The organism is Tenacibaculum singaporense (assembly GCF_003867015.1).
In the GTDB taxonomy this organism is placed as follows: Bacteria; Bacteroidota; Bacteroidia; order Flavobacteriales; family Flavobacteriaceae; genus Polaribacter; species Polaribacter singaporensis.
In genome coordinates, this window is sequence record NZ_CP032548.1 from 2,836,226 (window position 1) to 2,854,144 (window position 17,919).

General features: G+C 31.0%; 12 protein-coding genes. 10 read left to right on the top strand and 2 right to left on the bottom strand.

Annotation, left to right across the window (positions count from 1 at the left end; genetic code table 11):
- Positions 1 to 37: 37 nt before the first annotated feature.
- Positions 38 to 2,830: an excinuclease ABC subunit UvrA gene (gene uvrA, locus D6T69_RS12565; RefSeq protein WP_125068056.1), complete on the top strand. Its 2,793-nt coding sequence runs from the start codon at positions 38 to 40 to the stop codon at positions 2,828 to 2,830.
- A gap of 75 nt (positions 2,831 to 2,905) precedes the next feature.
- On the opposite strand, the gene D6T69_RS12570 is transcribed toward uvrA, so the two are convergent.
- Both D6T69_RS12570 and D6T69_RS12575 read right to left on the bottom strand, forming a co-directional pair.
- Positions 2,906 to 3,535 (bottom strand): HmuY family protein, encoded by a 630-nt coding sequence (locus D6T69_RS12570; RefSeq protein WP_125068057.1) that lies wholly within the window; start codon positions 3,533 to 3,535, stop codon positions 2,906 to 2,908.
- Between the two features lie 21 nt (positions 3,536 to 3,556).
- Entirely contained in the window at positions 3,557 to 5,623 is a 2,067-nt protein-coding gene (locus D6T69_RS12575) for a TonB-dependent receptor plug domain-containing protein (RefSeq protein WP_125068058.1), read from the bottom strand.
- 95 nt (positions 5,624 to 5,718) lie between these two features.
- On the opposite strand from D6T69_RS12575, the gene D6T69_RS12580 reads away from it, so the two are divergent.
- From D6T69_RS12580 to D6T69_RS12620, 9 genes are all read left to right on the top strand, one after another.
- Complete coding sequence (locus D6T69_RS12580; RefSeq protein WP_125068059.1) at positions 5,719 to 6,621, top strand: DUF6607 family protein; 903 nt, start codon at positions 5,719 to 5,721, stop codon at positions 6,619 to 6,621.
- 34 nt (positions 6,622 to 6,655) lie between these two features.
- Positions 6,656 to 9,079: a TonB-dependent receptor gene (locus tag D6T69_RS12585; protein ID WP_125068060.1), complete on the top strand. Its 2,424-nt coding sequence runs from the start codon at positions 6,656 to 6,658 to the stop codon at positions 9,077 to 9,079.
- A 12-nt stretch (positions 9,080 to 9,091) separates the two neighbouring features.
- Positions 9,092 to 10,585 carry an ankyrin repeat domain-containing protein gene (locus D6T69_RS12590; RefSeq protein ID WP_125068061.1) on the top strand — a complete coding sequence of 498 codons (1,494 nt, stop codon included), beginning with the start codon at positions 9,092 to 9,094 and terminating at the stop codon, positions 10,583 to 10,585.
- A 109-nt stretch (positions 10,586 to 10,694) separates the two neighbouring features.
- Positions 10,695 to 11,126: a DUF2271 domain-containing protein gene (locus D6T69_RS12595; RefSeq protein WP_369918924.1), complete on the top strand. Its 432-nt coding sequence runs from the start codon at positions 10,695 to 10,697 to the stop codon at positions 11,124 to 11,126.
- Positions 11,127 to 11,153: 27 nt separating this feature from the next.
- The gene (locus D6T69_RS12600) at positions 11,154 to 13,331 is read left to right on the top strand and encodes a PepSY domain-containing protein (protein WP_125068063.1); all 2,178 of its coding nucleotides are present in this window, start codon (positions 11,154 to 11,156) and stop codon (positions 13,329 to 13,331) included.
- A gap of 224 nt (positions 13,332 to 13,555) precedes the next feature.
- Positions 13,556 to 13,771, top strand: coding sequence for a hypothetical protein (locus tag D6T69_RS12605; RefSeq protein ID WP_047789227.1), 216 nt, complete (start codon positions 13,556 to 13,558; stop codon positions 13,769 to 13,771).
- A gap of 32 nt (positions 13,772 to 13,803) precedes the next feature.
- Positions 13,804 to 14,898, top strand: a complete 1,095-nt coding sequence (locus D6T69_RS12610; RefSeq protein ID WP_125068064.1) for a hypothetical protein — start codon at positions 13,804 to 13,806, stop codon at positions 14,896 to 14,898.
- A 110-nt stretch (positions 14,899 to 15,008) separates the two neighbouring features.
- Positions 15,009 to 17,075: a sensor histidine kinase gene (locus D6T69_RS12615; RefSeq protein WP_164506724.1), complete on the top strand. Its 2,067-nt coding sequence runs from the start codon at positions 15,009 to 15,011 to the stop codon at positions 17,073 to 17,075.
- A gap of 3 nt (positions 17,076 to 17,078) precedes the next feature.
- On the top strand, positions 17,079 to 17,828 hold the full coding sequence (locus D6T69_RS12620; protein WP_125068066.1) for a LytR/AlgR family response regulator transcription factor: 750 nt from the start codon (positions 17,079 to 17,081) through the stop codon (positions 17,826 to 17,828).
- Positions 17,829 to 17,919 lie beyond the last annotated feature (91 nt).

A 17,919-nucleotide genomic window follows, 5' to 3' on the forward strand; every position in this document is an offset into this window, starting at 1 on the left:
TAGAAAACCGTACTTTTATAGCTTATTTTTTGAGTATATGAAGACTGATATTTCAACAGTAAATCCTAAAGAAAATATTATAATAAAAGGAGCTAAACTGCACAATTTAAAAAACATTGATGTAGTTATTCCTCGTAATAAATTAGTAGTTATTACTGGACTTTCTGGTTCAGGTAAATCTTCTCTAGCTTTTGATACTTTGTATGCTGAAGGACAACGTCGTTATGTAGAAAGTTTAAGTTCGTATGCACGTCAGTTTTTAGGAAAGCTACACAAACCAAAAGTTGATTACATTAAAGGAATTGCTCCTGCCATTGCTATTGAGCAAAAAGTTAACGCTACTAATCCACGTTCAACAGTTGGTACATCTACAGAAATATACGATTATATTAAATTATTATTCGCTCGTATTGGTAAAACCTTCTCTCCTATTTCGGGTAATGAAGTAAAAAAACATACGGTTTCTGATGTTATCAATCATGTAAAAACTTTTGAAGAACGTACAAAGCTATTATTACTTGCTCCCATACGTATTAATAAAGACAGAGATATAAAAACTGTTTTACAAGTATTAACACAGCAAGGATATGCTCGTTTAAAATATCAAGATACCGTATACAGAATTGATGAGTTTCCTGTAAAAGATTTTAAAGGAAATGAATTACAATTAGTTGTTGATAGAATTGTTGTAAAAGATGAAGAAGATTTTTACAACCGTTTAGGAGATGCTGTACAAACGGCTTTTTTTGAAGGAAAAGGTATTTGTTGTATCGAAAATCTATCAGATAATAGTACTGTTGAATTCAGTAATAAATTTGAATTAGACGGAATTTCGTTCTTAGAACCAAACACGCATTTATTTAGTTTTAATAATCCATACGGAGCTTGTCCTACTTGTGAAGGATATGGAAACGTGATTGGTATTGATGAAGATTTAGTAATTCCAAACACTGGACTTTCTATCTACGAAAATGCTATTTTCCCTTTTAAAACAGATAGTTACAAAAAATATAAAAATGATTTAATTCTAAATGCTGAAGAATTTGGAATTTCTATACATAAACCATGGTTCGAACTTACAGATGAACAAAAAGACTTGGTTTGGAACGGAACTAAAAAATTCAAAGGGATTAACCATTTATTCAAAAAACTAGAAGAGAAAAGTTACAAAATTCAAAACCGTGTAATGCTTTCTCGCTATCGCGGAAAAACAAAATGTACAGAATGTAACGGAAAACGTTTACGTAAAGAAGCCAACTACGTTCAAGTGTACGGTAAAACTATTGATGAATTAGTAACCCTTCCTTTAGATGAGTTGGCAGTATTTTTCAATAATATTGAATTAAACAAATACGAAGAAAAAATTGGTAAACGTTTACTTACCGAAATTAACAATCGTCTCCAGTTTTTAACAGATGTTGGTTTAAGCTATCTAACATTAAACAGAACATCTAACACGTTATCTGGTGGAGAAAGTCAACGAATTAATTTAGCCACTTCTTTAGGGAGTTCGCTAGTAGGTTCTATGTACATTTTAGATGAACCTAGTATTGGTTTGCACCCAAAAGATACTGAGCGTTTGATTGGTGTCCTAAAAAATCTACGTGATTTAGGTAATACTGTAATTGTAGTTGAACATGATGAAGACATTATGAAAGAGGCCGATTATATTATTGATATTGGCCCAGAAGCAGGAACTTATGGTGGAAATGTTGTTGCCGAAGGAACTTTTAAAGATATTCTACAATCCGAATCACTTACAGCTAAATATTTATCAGAAGAGTTAAAAATTGAAATCCCTACAAATAGAAGAATTTCAAAAAATTCTATTGATATTATTGGGGCTCGTGAAAATAACTTAAAGAACATTGATGTTTCTTTTCCGCTTAACAACTTAACCGTTATTACAGGTGTTTCTGGTAGTGGTAAAAGTACCTTAGTTAAAAAAATTCTATATCCTGCTATGCAAAAAAAACTAGTTGGATATGGTGAAAAATTAGGACAACACACGGATGTTACTGGGAGTTTTGATTCACTAAAGCACGTAGAATTTATCGATCAAAACCCAATCGGCCGTTCTTCTCGTTCTAACCCTGTAACATATATAAAAGCGTACGATGATATTCGTAAGCTACTTTCGTCTCAAAAACTATCTAAAATAAGAAACTACCAACCTAAACATTTTTCTTTTAATGTAGATGGTGGTCGTTGTGAAGTTTGTAAAGGTGAAGGAGAAGTTACTATAGAAATGCAATTTATGGCTGATGTACATTTAGAGTGTGAAACCTGTGGTGGTAAACGCTTTAAAAAAGAAGTACTGGAAGTAACTTTTGAAGGAAAATCAATTGATGATATTTTAAACATGACTATTGATGATGCCGTTGCTTTTTTTACAGAACACAAACAAACCAAAATAGCTAAAAAATTAAAACCTCTACAAGATGTTGGACTAGGTTATGTACAATTAGGTCAATCATCTTCTACCCTTTCTGGTGGTGAAGCACAGCGTATAAAACTAGCTTCGTTTTTAGTAAAAGGAAATACCAAAGACAAAGCTTTGTTTATTTTTGATGAACCTACTACTGGATTACACTTTCATGATATTAAAAAGTTATTAGCTTCTTTTAATGCGTTAATTGAAAGAGGACATTCTATTATTGTTATTGAACACAATATTGAATTGATTAAATGCGCTGATTATATTATTGATCTTGGTTTAGAAGGTGGAAAAAAAGGAGGAAACTTAATCTTTACTGGTAGTCCTGAAGAGTTAGCGAAAAACAAAAAATCATATACCTCTAAATATTTGAAAGAAAAGTTACATTTTTAAGAGAAAAGCCACCCAACCTCTCAGTCGGACAGCCTTTCACAACAAAAATTAACAAAATTTAATAACTAAAGATTACTAAAATTTCGTGTCTCCAACATTTGGATTGTATACGTAATTAAAGGTGTAATACTGTGCTCCAGAATTAGCTGGATCTGAAGAGTTACTACTATCCATGTCTTTGTAATAGCTTAAAATCTCTATCTTGGCATAATTTCCGTCTGTAGTTTTTACCACAAGTATTTTTCCTGCTACTGCACTTACTAAATGGTTTTCTCGGTTATAAGTGTACCATACACCTTTTGGCAATGCTAAATCACCTTCTTTATCTTGTACAAAATTAAAATCGTTAGTAACAGAAGTTATTTCAGAAAAAGCACCATCTACAACTACTAACGCTGCATTACCTGTTCTATCTGGCTCACCTGAAATTCCAGTTTTTTCACCTCCATTTACAAGAATTGTAGTTCCTCTAAAGGCAATATCCCAATTATTTCCTGTTACTATCTCCCCTGTTTTGAAACTAAACTTTACAAACTCTCCTGATACTAAAGGTGGACTTACCGAATAATCGTTAGTTTCTTTTGCATGTAAATTTTCTACTTTTTTTGCTACTACATCATCTAAAACAACATCATCATTATCACTACATGAAACAACTATAAAAGCTAACATAGTTATTGCTAAAATTGATTTTAAAATTCTCATTTTTATTGATTTATATTTATATTAAAAATTAAACTGAATTCTTCCGTAATAAGTTCTACCTAAACGCAATACACTATCGTTATTTGTAAAACTGTCTTTATTTTCTAATCCTCTTTCATCAAAAAGGTTATCAACACCTATTTGAACATTCATTAATTTGAAAAGAGTTTTATCCACAGCCATGTTTATCTGAATATTATCAGAAACAAAATCATCAAACTCGTCTATAATACCTTGACTATCATTTGTATCAAACAAAGCATACTTACTTCGGTATACCGCTCTAATATTTGCCGAAAAATCATATTGAAAATTCTCGTAGAATAACTTAAGGTTTCCCATATGTTTTGATCTGTTTGGTAGTCCATAGTAGTTAGACAATGTCATTCTTTGAGCAGGTGAAGCAGGAGTTTTTCTAAAGAAAATAGTACCAGATTTAATCTTCTCTTCTTGATTTTTATCCCCAGTATCTAAAAACTGATAACCTCCTAAAATTCTAAAATTGTTATTAATCTTATAATTCGCATCGACCTCAATACCTTGCGTATATACCTCATCAATATTTCGATATGAAAACGTTCTTGTTCCAGCTGGCAAGTTTAATTTAGAAGCTTCTAATTGTGTATCGAAAGTATCTATCAAATCTTTAATATCATTTCTAAACAAGTTGATATTTAGTTTTAAATTTGATATGGGTTGTACTTGAAATCCTAAGTTATAACCAATAGAACTTTCTGGTTTTAATTCTTTTTCTATTGTTTGTACTGCTGGCAAATCTCCATACAAATCATGTAAGGTTTGTGTACCCAACACAATATATCCGCTTGCTGTATTTTTAAAGTTGAAGTATAATTGGCGGAAATCTGGAGCTTTAAACCCATAACCTACAGAACCTTTAGCCATTAACCAATCATTTATTTTATAGCTAGAAGATATTTTAGGAGTAAATGCTGATTTGTACTGATTACTATCTTCAAACCTAGCTCCTACAATTACATTCAAATTGTTGATTGGATTAAAGTCAAACTGACTAAAAACATAGGGAGTGTTAAACTTTTTCACTCCTTCAAACTCCGTTCTTTCTAAACTTTCTAAGTTAGCCCCTGCTCCTAAAATTAAAGTACCTGTACTGAAAGTATTTTTAGATTTAATTTCTGGTCTCAACAGCGTTTGATTGTAATTTGTTTTTTCATTATTAAAAATACTTTCTGCGTTGTACTTAGTTGCGTAAAAAGTATAATCTACATCCCATTTATTTGTTATTTCATGAGATAATTTTGTAGTAACATTCCAGTCTTCTTGTTTATTTTCTTCAGAATCATCTCCTTGCTTTTGAGAAAAATATCGTTGAGAAATTGTTCCTTGTAGCTTATCAGAAAAATCATACATGACTTTTATATTTCCTGTAAAATTTTGATGTGGCGCTGTTGTTTTTGAAGCTGTTTCTGGCGATAAGTCAAACCCTTCGCTAGAATTTAAGTTAACTCCAGCTACAACACCTAGCTTTTTCTTTTTCCAAACAACATTGGTATTTATATCCAACTCGTTTTTTGCTCCGCCTCTTACAAAATAACTTAATAAACCCTTAAACTGCTCATACTTTGGTTTTTCAGTAATTATATTAATAACCCCACCAATAGCTTCAGAACCATATAAAGAAGAAGAAGGTCCTTTTACAATTTCTATCTGTTTGATATTATTTACAGTTAATCTATTTAGGTCAATATTCCCAGAGGTTCTACCAACAATTGGCACACCATCTAGTAAGATTAAAGTATAATCAGCAGCAACACCTTGTAATTGTACTCCTTCTGAATTTCCAAAATCAGAAACTATAGTAATTCCTGTTTGTTCTAATAAAATATCCCTCAACCTAACCGATCCTGATTTTTGTAATTGCTCTTTTGTTATTAAGGTAACTGGCATTGGAATTGAAGACAATTGACGCGATGTTCTAGTAGCAGTTACAATCACCTCATCTAAATCATAGCTAGAAGTTGCATCCTCCTCAACACTAGTGTTTTCCTGTGAAAAAACCATAAAACTTATCAGCATAAAACTTAGTAGCACTCCTTTATTTAGAAACATTCTTAATAATTTTCTTGCAAATATATCCTTTATTTTTAATCAATCTAAATAAAAGTTATATTTTTGTCGAAAAATAAATTCAAACAAATCTCACGATGAAAAAAATACTATTAGGTAGTATATTAATACTATCTGCACTTACAATTAACGCCCAAAACAAGAAGAAAAAAGACAGAGAGGCTATTAAAAAAATGTGTGGTTGTTATGAAGTAACATTCAATTTCGCAGAAACTTTTAACAACAGTAAAGACTCACTTTACAAACCTTCAAAAACAAAAAAAGATAAAGCTTTAGAGTGGGCAGAATTAGTTGTTGACGAAAACAACAAAATTTCAATTCAACATTTATTACAGGTTGGAAATCCATCTAATCCACATATAGTTAAGCACTGGAGACAAGATTGGCTATATGAGAACACAGATTTTTACATGTATAATGGCGATAACAATTGGTTATTTCAAACCAAACCAAAATCAGAAGTTAAAAAACAATGGACTCAAAAGGTATATCAAGTAGATGATAGTCCACGATACGAAGGTTCTGCCACTTGGGTTCATGTAGACGGAAAAAGCTATTGGGAAAATACTACAGATGCACCTTTACCAAGAAGAGAATACACAAAAAGAAGCGATTATAATGTAACTGAAAGAGGCAACCGCCATGAAATCACAAACTACGGTTGGTTACACGATCAAGATAACAGAAAAATAATAAGAGAAACTGGTAAAGAAGATGTTGTTATTGCACACGAAAAGGGTTACAACACTTACGTAAAAGTAGCTGATAGCAAATGTAAAGCTGCACAAGATTGGTGGAAAAAGAACACTAATAAATGGCAACTGGTTAGAAATAAGTGGTCTGAGGTTTATGGTAGAAACACCAACCTATCATTAGAGCAAAAGGTAGATAATAAACCTTTATACAAACACTTGTTTTCTAAAGAGACTTCAGAAGAAGAACAAATTGATAAAGCAATAGAATCTTTTGTAAAAAAGTAATCTAAAAATTTAAAAACCTCTCAAATAAAAAGAAATGAGAATTATAGTGTCTCTACTACTATTATGTAGTTGTATTCAAACAATATACAGTCAAGCAACCATACAAGGTATTGTAAAATCAGAAAATAATGAAGCTATTCCGTATGCTAATGTTTTTATAAAAGGAAGTAAAATAGGTACTGAAACCAATGAAAATGGTAGTTTTACTATCAAAGATGTGCCACATTCAAACTACAAGCTTGTGGTTAGTGCAGTAGGTTTTATTCAAGTATCAAGAAAGATAATGGTTGAAGAGAATATAAACAACTTAGTAATCATCTTAAAATCAGACACTCAATTAGATGAAGTTGAACTTTTTGGGGCAAGAGATAAAAGAGCTGAAAAACTAGAAACACTAACAAGGCTTCCTTTAGCTCCTAACGAACAATTACAAAGTATTTCAGTATTATCTCATAAACTAATCGACCAACAAAATGCTTTAAGTCTTAGTGATGTTACCAAAAATGTAGCAGGTGTTTATACGTTTGCCACTTATGGAAACACAAAAGAGAGTATGTCTCTTAGAGGTTTTAGAGGTATTCCACTACTAAAAAATGGAGTTCGTATTAATTCTGATTTTAGAGGTACTGGGATTATCACAGATATGGCAGGAGTAGATAACATCCAAGTATTAAAAGGAATCTCTGCCATTAGCCAAGGTTTAGGTGGTGATTTAGGTTCTGCTGGTGGAGTTATCAATGTTGTTACCAAAACTCCTAAGTTTTATACTGGCGGTGAAGTAACTTTTAGAGCAGGAAGCTTTGGTAAATTACGTCCTACTTTTGACGTCTATAGCCCTATTGATGCTGACAAAAAACATGCCTTTAGAGTTGCTGGTTCTTACGACAAAGCAGACAGTTTTAGAGACCATGTTGGTTCTGAGCGTTTTTATGTAAATCCATCTTATGCTTGGAGACCAGACGAAAAAACTACCATTACATTAGAAATGGATTACATGCACGATAGCAGAACTCCAGATCAAGGAACTCTTAACTTAGGAGCTTATGATGTGAACAACATTTATAAGTTACCTAATAATAACTTTATGGGATTTGACACAGATAATGTTACTACTAAAAACCTAACCTATGCTATTAGAGCAGATAGAAAATTAACTGATAAACTAAGCATAAAAGCAGGATATTTTGTTTCTGATTTAGATATTGATACTGAAACCTCTTACGCTTTTCAAGGAAGTCCTAGAAATAAACTGCCTGTATTACCAGACAACCAACGTTACAGAGAATACTATGCCTCTGGTAGAAAAGATAATAATAGTGTATTACAATTAGATTTGGTTGGAAAAGATGTAGAAACAGGTTTCTTAAAACATACTTTCCAAATTGGAGCTGATTTTAGAACTTCTGAATTTGATAATTTAAGATACACTACAAACTATAATTCTGGGAACAATTATGTAGATATTATAGATGTATTACAACCTATAGACAACACACTCCCTAATGGAATTAGTGTTACTAGAAACGCAGGTGCAGATACTGGTTCAAGAACAGAGGCTTACGGAATTACAATACAAGATAAAATTAGTCTCACAGACTGGGCAGATATTTTCTTAGGATTACGTTATACCACTATGAAAAGAACTAGAGGTAGTTTTGTTGGAAAACCTATAACCGAACCTAAAAGCGATGATGCTTTTAATCCACTCGTAGGATTTAATCTAAAACCAAATGAAAACATTATCATTTTTGGTTCATACGCTAGTAGCTCAGATCCTAGAACTTCTTTTTATATGGATGTTGACGGTAACGAATTAGGTACAGAACGTTGGGATCAAATTGAAACTGGTATTAAATCTACTTGGTTAAACAATGCTTTACGTTTTAATATTACGACGTTCTATACTTCAAGCAAGAACTTAAACCTACCTGTTTATGACAATGCTGGTAATGATTTAGGTTATTATACACAAGGAGGTGACGATGTAAGAAATGGTGTAGAAGTAGAATTAATAGGTCGTATCCTTCCTAATTTAGAAATCATTGGTGGATATTCATATTTAGATGCTAAATACAAAGATCATGTATCTTATTATTACAACTCTCGTCCAATGAACACACCAAAACATACAGCAAACTTCTGGGCTCGTTATGCATTTAAAAAATCTTTAAATGGTTTATCAATTGGTGCAGGGGCTTATTATTTAGGAAAGCGACCTCATAATGTATGGTCTAGAAACTATACACATACAGGTGTAGTTCCAGGCGTTAAACCTTTCGATTTAAAAGCATATACTACTGTTAATGCACAAGCCTCTTACAAATTCAATGAGAAATTAAGTATTGATGTATTTGGAAACAATATCTTTGGCGAGGTAGGTTACAACGCCTACCGCACAAGCTATATTAATAGAGTTGAGCCTGCTAATTTTGGTTCTACATTACGCTATAAATTTTAAAAAAACAGAAACATGAAAAAACAACATATAACATTTGTTCTTGTACTCTTTATAAGTGCAATGCAAGCACAAACAAAAAACATCTTTTTTGAAAGATCTTTTTGGCAAACTAATCCTACAATAAAAACTGTTGAACAGAAAATAAAAGAAGGAAATGACGCTACTGCCTTAAACCCAAACGGGTTTGATGCTGTTACTTATGCTATCTTAGCTAGTGCTCCAAATAAAGTAATCAAACATTTACTTACTAAAAAAGGAAATGATGTTAACAAGATAACACACGATAAAAGAACTTATGTTTTTTGGGCTGCCTATAAAAACAATGTTGAAATTATGAAGCATTTGATAGCTAATAATGCTCGTATGGATTTAAAAGACTCTCATCAATTATCTCCGCTGACTTTTGCTGCAAATGCAGGGCAAACTAATAAAGAAATTTATGAATTATGCATTCAAAACGGAATTGATATAAAAACAGATATTGACGAGCATGGGGCTAATGCGTTATTATTAGTACTACCAAGTTTAAAAGATTTTTCATTTGTTGAATACCTTACTTCAAAAGGGTTGAACTTACATAATGTTGACAAAGATGGTAATGGTACATTTAACTACGCTGCTAAAAAAGGTAATAAAGAAATTTTAACTCTTTTAATAAAAAAAGGATTGCCTTATAAAAACCTAAATAAAAAAGGAGGAAATGCAATGCTATTAGCTACGCAAGGTTCTCGAAGTGGCTATAACTCTTTAGCTTTTTTTAAATATTTAGAAAGTTTAGGTATCAAGCCAAACATAACTAATAATGATGGAAAAACACCGCTTCATAATTTAGCTCGTGGAAACAAGGATTCAAATACCTTCAACTATTTCCTTGATAAAGGTGTAAATGCTAATCAAGCTGACGATAACGGTAACATACCTTTAATTATTGCAGCTAGCAGAAATGCTTTAGAAATTGTTCAGTTATTATCAGAAAAAACAAAGAATATTAATCACACTAATAAAAAAGGACACTCAGCACTTACGAATGCAGTTGAATACAACTCAGAAGCAGTGGTAGATTATTTAATAGAAAACGAGGCTGATATTGACGTAAAAGATGATAAAGGAAATTCTTTAGCTTATTATTTAGTTAAAAGTTACCATCCTAAAAAAGTGAACGATTTTACTGAAAAAATGAGTCTTTTAGCCAATAACGGATTAAACTTAACACAACTTCAGGCGAATAACAACACATTATTCCATATAGCAATTGAGAAAAACAACATCGATTTACTTAAAAAAATCAACACTTTAAAAATTGATGTGAATGCAAAAAACAATGAAGGTTTAACCCCACTACATTTAGCTGTTATGCAGGCTAATAATACTGATGTAATTAAATATTTATTAAGTATTGGAGCTAAAAAATCAATTACTACTGATTTTGATGAAACGGTACACGATTTAGCTAAAGAAAATGAAATTTTAAACAAGAAAAATATAGATATTAACTTTTTAAAATAAACTTATGTACCAAGTCGTGTGTAAATACAATTACACACGATTTGGTATTAAAATAAACCAATAAAAAATGAAAAAAATCATAGCTCTTTTTATTACTGTATTCACAATAATGGCTTTTAACATAAATGATAGTGCCACATATAAATGTATGATTCAGATGAAAAATTATACTGGTGAAGGCGCTTACATTGCTATTTCATTATTAAATCCTAATGGAGAATACGAAAAAACATTGTACGTTCAAGGTGATGATGAAGAATGGTACTCCGATATTACCGAATGGTGGAAGTTCCAAGGAAAAGTTCGTACAGATATTGACGCTATCACAGGAGCAACAATTAGTGGAGGTAATCGAGCTATTACCGTATTAAAAATTGATAACGATAAAATTGATAAGGGATATAAAATTAGATTTGAATCAGCTGTAGAAGATCAAGAATACTACAAAGATGATGTAGAATTTGAATTAACTACCGAAAGCCTTAAAGGTAAGTTTGAAGGAAATGGGTTTATTCGTTACATCCGTTTAATGCCTCAATAATTTTATCAATAGAAATAGCTAACAAAAATGACCACTTCTATATGGAGATATAGCCACTTAACCTTGGCTATATCTTCTTTCCTTTTCGTACTCGTTGCTGCCGTTACAGGTATTGTTTTATCTTTTGAACCTATTTCAAAACAGCTTTCAGACTACAGTATTTCTAACACTGAAGAAATTACACTTAGCCATACAATTTCTACCTTGCAAAAACAGTACGATGAAGTAATTTCAATCACCGTTGATGAGAATGATTTTGTAAGTACTTCGGTAGTTACCAAAGAAGGAAAAAGTGACACATTTTATGTAAACCCAATCACAGGAGAAAAATTAGGTGATATTGAAAAAAAGAAACCTATTTTTCAGTTTGCTACCAGCTTACACAGGTCTTTATTTTTAAAGTCTACAGGAAGATTTATCGTTGGCTTTATCTCTTTTTTACTTTGTTTAATTGCAGTAACTGGACTCATACTAATTGCCAAACGACAAGGTGGGTTTAAACAGCTTTTTTCTAAAATTGTAAAAGAAAATTTTGAACAGTATTACCACATTATTATTGGTCGTTACACGCTTGTCCCTATCATTATCATCACACTAACAGGAGTGTATTTATCACTAGATAGGTTTTCAGTTTTACCAAAAGAAAAAATTAATCATTCTTATGATTTTTCTCCAACTTCTTCTAATGAAAAAATAGCAGTTGCTGATTTCCCTATATTTAAAAACACCTCTTTAAATGAAATAAAAAGTATAGAATTCCCTTTTTCTGAAGACGAAGAAGATTACTTTTTTGTGAAACTAAATGATAGTGAAGTGCTAATTCATCAATATACAGGGAATATAATCAGTAAAGAAAACCTTTCGTTAACTAGCATACTTCTAAACTGGAGTTTGTTATTACATACAGGAAACGGAACAATCATTTGGTCAATAGTATTGTTACTTTCTTCAATATCTATCCTGTTTTTTATCTATTCAGGGTTTGCAATGACCGTCAAAAGAGCGCAAAAAAACTCACTTCCTAAAAATAAAACTAATAAAGACAGTGCAGAAATTATCATTTTAGTAGGCTCAGAAACAAACAACACCTACCCTTTTGCTTCCTCTTTACACAATGCTTTAATCAAAAAAAGCATCCCAGTTTTTATCGATATCTTAAACAATTACACTTCGTACAAAAATGCGAAACATCTAATTATATTAACTTCAACTTACGGAGAAGGTGAAGCTCCTTCTAACGCTTCTAAATTCTTACAGTTAGTTCAACAAACAGTGATTCAAAATAAGATTAACTATTCAATAGTTGGTTTTGGCTCCAGAGCATATCCTCATTTTTGTCAATTTGCTATTGATATAAATAGTAAACTACAACAACTCCCAGAGTTTACACCTCTGTTACCTGTTTATAAAATTAACAACCAGTCTTTTCAAGATTTTAAAACTTGGGGACATTTATGGAGTAAAAAAACTAGTATACAGTTTGAACTAACACAAGAGGTAAAAAAGTATAAAAAACAACAAACTTTTACCACAGTTTCTAAAACTGAATTAAACAATGACGATTCCTTTTTAGTCCGCTTACAGCCAACTAAAAAAATTCGTTTTAACTCTGGTGATTTGTTAGCTATAACTCCTAAAGAAGACAATATTGAACGTTTATATTCTGTTGGAAAAATAGATAATGACATCATACTAAGTATTAAAAAACATGACCTCGGAGTGTGTTCTAATCTACTTTATCAGTTAAAACAAAATGAACCACTTAAAGCAAGCATCAAACAGAATAAGGAATTCTATTTTCCTAAGAAAAATAAAGAAGTAATCTTTATCGCTAACGGAACAGGTATCGCTCCTTTTTTAGGAATGCTGCAACATAAAAACGACACAAAAGCACATCTTTTCTGGGGTGGTAGAACTAAAGAGTCGCTAAAAATGTACGCTTCTTTGTTAAAAAACATAGAGAAAAAGAACATTCATATTGCCTATTCTCAAGAAAAAGAGAAAGAATATATACAAGATTTGTTACTAAAAAAAGAAACTACAATTTCTACTGTTTTACAAAACGGAGGAACTATTATGATTTGTGGTTCTATTAAAATGCTAAAAGGTGTTGAGAAAGTATTAGAACAAATAACTTCAACTAAACTGAACACATCTTTAGACTACTTTAAAAAGAAGAATCAAATTAAAACAGATTGTTATTAAATGGCTGTTGGCTGTTGGCTGTTGGCTAAAACTATTATTTTTTAACTTCAAGTCACCTTTTTTATCTATCAATCAACTACCGACTACTGGCTAGAAACTACTGGCTAACGTCTACCTTCTACCGACTATCAACAACGAATTCTAATTTATCTACTACGAATTCTAATTTACTCCAAATCTACCTGTACTTCTGTGGTAATTTTGATCATATAAAAACAACAATTATGTGGTCAAACAACAATTATTCATCAGTATTAAAAATGTATTTAGAAAAATACACAAGTTTAAAATTACAAATAAACACAAGCGGATTAATCGCTTCCGTTGAAAAACAAGAAAACGGTCAGTGGATTAACGACCGAAACCTTCCTAACATCTTAAACAAACTATCAACTAGTATAAATTTAGGAAAGGATGTAACCATCATTTTACAACAATAACAGTAACTATATTAACCTTAAAACAAAAAACTATGAAACAAAACATTTTAAAAGTAGGTACAGTAATGGGATTACTACTACTAATCGGAGTATTTTCAAGTTGTGATAACACAAAAAGTGACAACAAAAATCAAGAACAGGAAAACATTGCTACCACAGAGGAAACTATTGAAAAACCAGCTGTGGAATACAGAAAACCTGTAGTATTTATTACAGGGAACGACAATGGAGATAGCCATTTTTACGATAGCGCTAGAGTATATTTCAAAGAAAAAAACTACGAAATAATTAATGGTAAGTATTCAGTAGAAGAAATTATTTCTTGGATGAACAACAATGCTACTGAAAATCCTTACGGAGAAATTCATATCGTAAATAACAACAACCCTTTTAGAGCAATGAACTTAGAAACTGTAGTTAATGGAGATAAAGTAACTGCTGAAACGTTACAAAAAACAATTACTAAAGGTGCATTACCCTCTGTAAAAAGCGATGCTGTTACAGATGATACTAGAATTATTTTTCACACCAATCAATTGGCAGAAAACACTGATTTAATAAACACTTTAAAAAGTGCTTTTATAACTGAAAACAAAATTCCTCAAGTAGTTGCATCACCATACTACAATGTATTTGGAGGAGAGTTTTCTAACCATTATTTAGCACAACCGTACTACGTATTTTATCCCACAGCAAATTCTCCTGGTAAAGTAGATTTATCAAAAGAAATTGCTAAGAAATATCCAGAAGAAAAAGAAATTTCTTGGTACGATGCTTTAAACAATGAAAGAGAACGTTATGTGGGAGAACCATACACAATTCAGTATACCATTCCAGTAAATCTAGAATTAGACTACCATAATTCTGACAACGAAATTCCTCACTTTGTAATGCAAGAAGAAATTATGGATTTTATTGCTAGTGAAGAAGCTTTAATGAAAGAAGTTGAAAAAACAAATATTCCTGTAGAGAAATTTAGATGGACCTATACTGTAAAAAACAGTCAGTTAATTATAAAAGGTAAAGCTTCTGCTTTATGTGTTTTAAAACCTTTAACTAAACCTTACGGAGAATTAGAACACGTGAAACCAGATACCAATAATAAGCGTTTATACGCTATGAAATAACTAATAATTGTTGAACAAACGTCATTACGAACCTAGGAAAACCTCATAATAAAAGTAATTACTTCAACCTCCTTCCCTTCGTAATGACGTTTTATTTAAGTATTTTTGTTATGATGAAAACCCAATATCATATTACAAAAACAGCTATGAGAAACAATTTTGTATTGAGTACTCAAAAACACTCAGTACAAAATTTTGCTTTTTTACTACTTTGCTGTTTTATCTGTGGTCTGATAAATGTTTCTGCTCAAAACCAACCTTTAAAAACTTACACCAAAAATAATGGGTTACCAAGCCTACACATAAACAACTGTTCTCAAGATAAAACTGGTTATATTTGGTTAGCTTCCAATAACGGCTTAATTAGATTTAACGGAAATGAGTTTACTACTTTTACAACAAAAAATGGATTAATTTCTAACAACGTTAATATCATTTCTTCAAAAGGAAATACTATATTTATTGGTACCGATAAAGGTTTAAGTATAAAAAACCATCATGGGTTTACTAATTTTGAAGGCAACAATGTTAACTGCATTTTAACCGTTAAAAACCATACTTTTTTAGGCACTGATAAAGGAGTTGTTAGAGTTCGTGAAGACTATCTCTCTCCTCTTCGTACCAACTTTCAAATTGATTTAAATCAGATAAACGATATGTTATTTGATGGAAAGTTTTACTGGATAGCTACTAATAAATCTTTGTGGAAGCTTGATAAGCTTATCAATCCTAAAGTTTTAAAAAGAATTGATGTAAATAATTACACTTCTCTTTTAATTAACGGAAAAACGATAATTGCAACTACTTATAACAAAGGCCTTAAATTCATTAAAAACAACGAAGTAGAAACACAAAGCATCACTACGCAAAATGTTATTGAAATTAAAAAAATCAATAATCAATTTTGGATTATCTCTGAGGATAATGGTATTGAAGTACTAGATGCTAATTTTAATTTCGTTAGAAACATTAATAAATATAATACCTTAACTACCAATGAAATTACCAGTGCTTTTCAAGACAATGAAAATAACACTTGGGTTTCTACAAAAGATAAGGGAGTTTATTTTATTAAAAGTGACAAACCAATACAAAAAAAGCCTACCATTTCTTTTGAAAATATTGAGGTAGTTTTTACTCCTTTAGATAGCATTAACATAAACAACTACAGCAAAACTCTAAAACTCCCTGCAGATAAAAACCATATCTCTTTTTATTACAAAACAATAGATATTAGCAACTCAAATAAGTTGGAGTATCGCTATACGCTCAACAATCAAACCAGTCCTTGGAGTACTAAAAGTGCTATCGATTTAGCTTATCTTTCTCCAGGAAACTATACATTTTCAGCTCAATCAAGAGTTGGAAAAATAGAAAGCACTCCTATTGAGTTTAATTTTTATATTGATACTCCTATCTATAAAAAAAGTTGGTTTATTTGGTCTACCATTGGAGTAGCCAGCATAATTTTAACACTCATTGTTTGGTCATATATCAGAAGAATTCAAGCTAAAAACAAAGCTAAAGTTGCAAAGTTAGAACTGGAAAATCATTTGATATCTCTAGAGCAAAAAGCCTTGCAACTTCAAATGAATCCGCATTTTATTTTTAATGTTTTAAATGGAATTAAAGCACTAGGAAACTCAGGAAAATCAGTTGAATTAAATACAACCATTAGTAAATTTGCTACTCTTTTACGTGGTGTTTTACACAATTCTAGACAAGAAGAAATTAGCTTAGCTGAAGAAATTACCACGCTAAAAAATTATATTGAACTAGAGCAACAGATAAACTCAAACGCCTTTGAATATTCAATAATTACAAACCTTTCTATTGATCCTGAAGAAATTCTAATTCCACCAATGCTAATACAACCTTTTGTTGAAAACAGTATAAAACACGGAATCTCTTCTGTTGAAAACGGAAAAATTAGGATCAGTTTTTCTATAAAAAACGATCTTTTACATTGTGAAATAATAGATAACGGTATTGGTGTTCATCAATCAAAAGAACTTAAAAAAGTTAGCTCACATAAATCCGTAGCTTTAAAAGTTACGCAAGAACGAATTCGAAACCTGTCAAAAAAGGGAGCTTTTTCCATTATTGAACTATATGATAAAAGAAAAGTAACAGGAACTAAGGTACTATTTGAAATTCCTTTAAAAACTGATTTTTAAAACATGAAAAAACTTTCTGCAATTTTAGTAGACGATATGTCAACAGCTTTAGAGATGTTACAAAACGATCTTACTCAGTTTCACCCAGAAATTGAAATTATTGATACTGCTAAAAGTGTAGTAGAAGCATCAAAAGTTTTACGAAAGCAACAACCAGATATTTTATTTTTAGATATTATGCTGGGAGACGGTACTGGTTTCGATGTTTTAGAAATTCATCCAAACCTATCTTCAAAAATTATTTTTGTTACTGCAAGCGACGAGTATGCCATTAAAGCTTTTAAATTTGCTGCTATTGATTATGTATTAAAACCATATTCAAACGAAGATTTAGCAAATGCAATTAACAAAGCAAAAAATCAAATTAAACCCGACAAAGAACAGCTTACAGTCCTCCAACAATCCATTTCAAAACCAAATCAACGTCCTAAAAAGATTTCATTAAACACTTCTGACAAAATTATGGTGGTAAATTTAGACGATATTGTTCGTTGTCAGTCCGATAATAATTACACAGAGTTTTTTATGAATGATGGACAAAAAATATTAGTTGGAAAAACCTTAAAGCACTTTGCTGATATGTTGAAGGAATACGATTTTTTACGAGTTCACCAAAGTCATCTAATTAATATTCAATTCATTAAAGAATTCATAAAATCTGATGGAGGATATTTAGTTTTAAAAAACAAAACAACTGTTCCTGTTTCAGTTCGTAAAAAAAATGAAGTAATTAGTGTTTTAGAAAAAATGTAATTACAGTTTTTCACCTATTTCCTCTGGTTTTTTAACACTTTTGTTAAAATTTTATTAAAATTTTATTTACCTTAGTGTTTATAAACTAAAA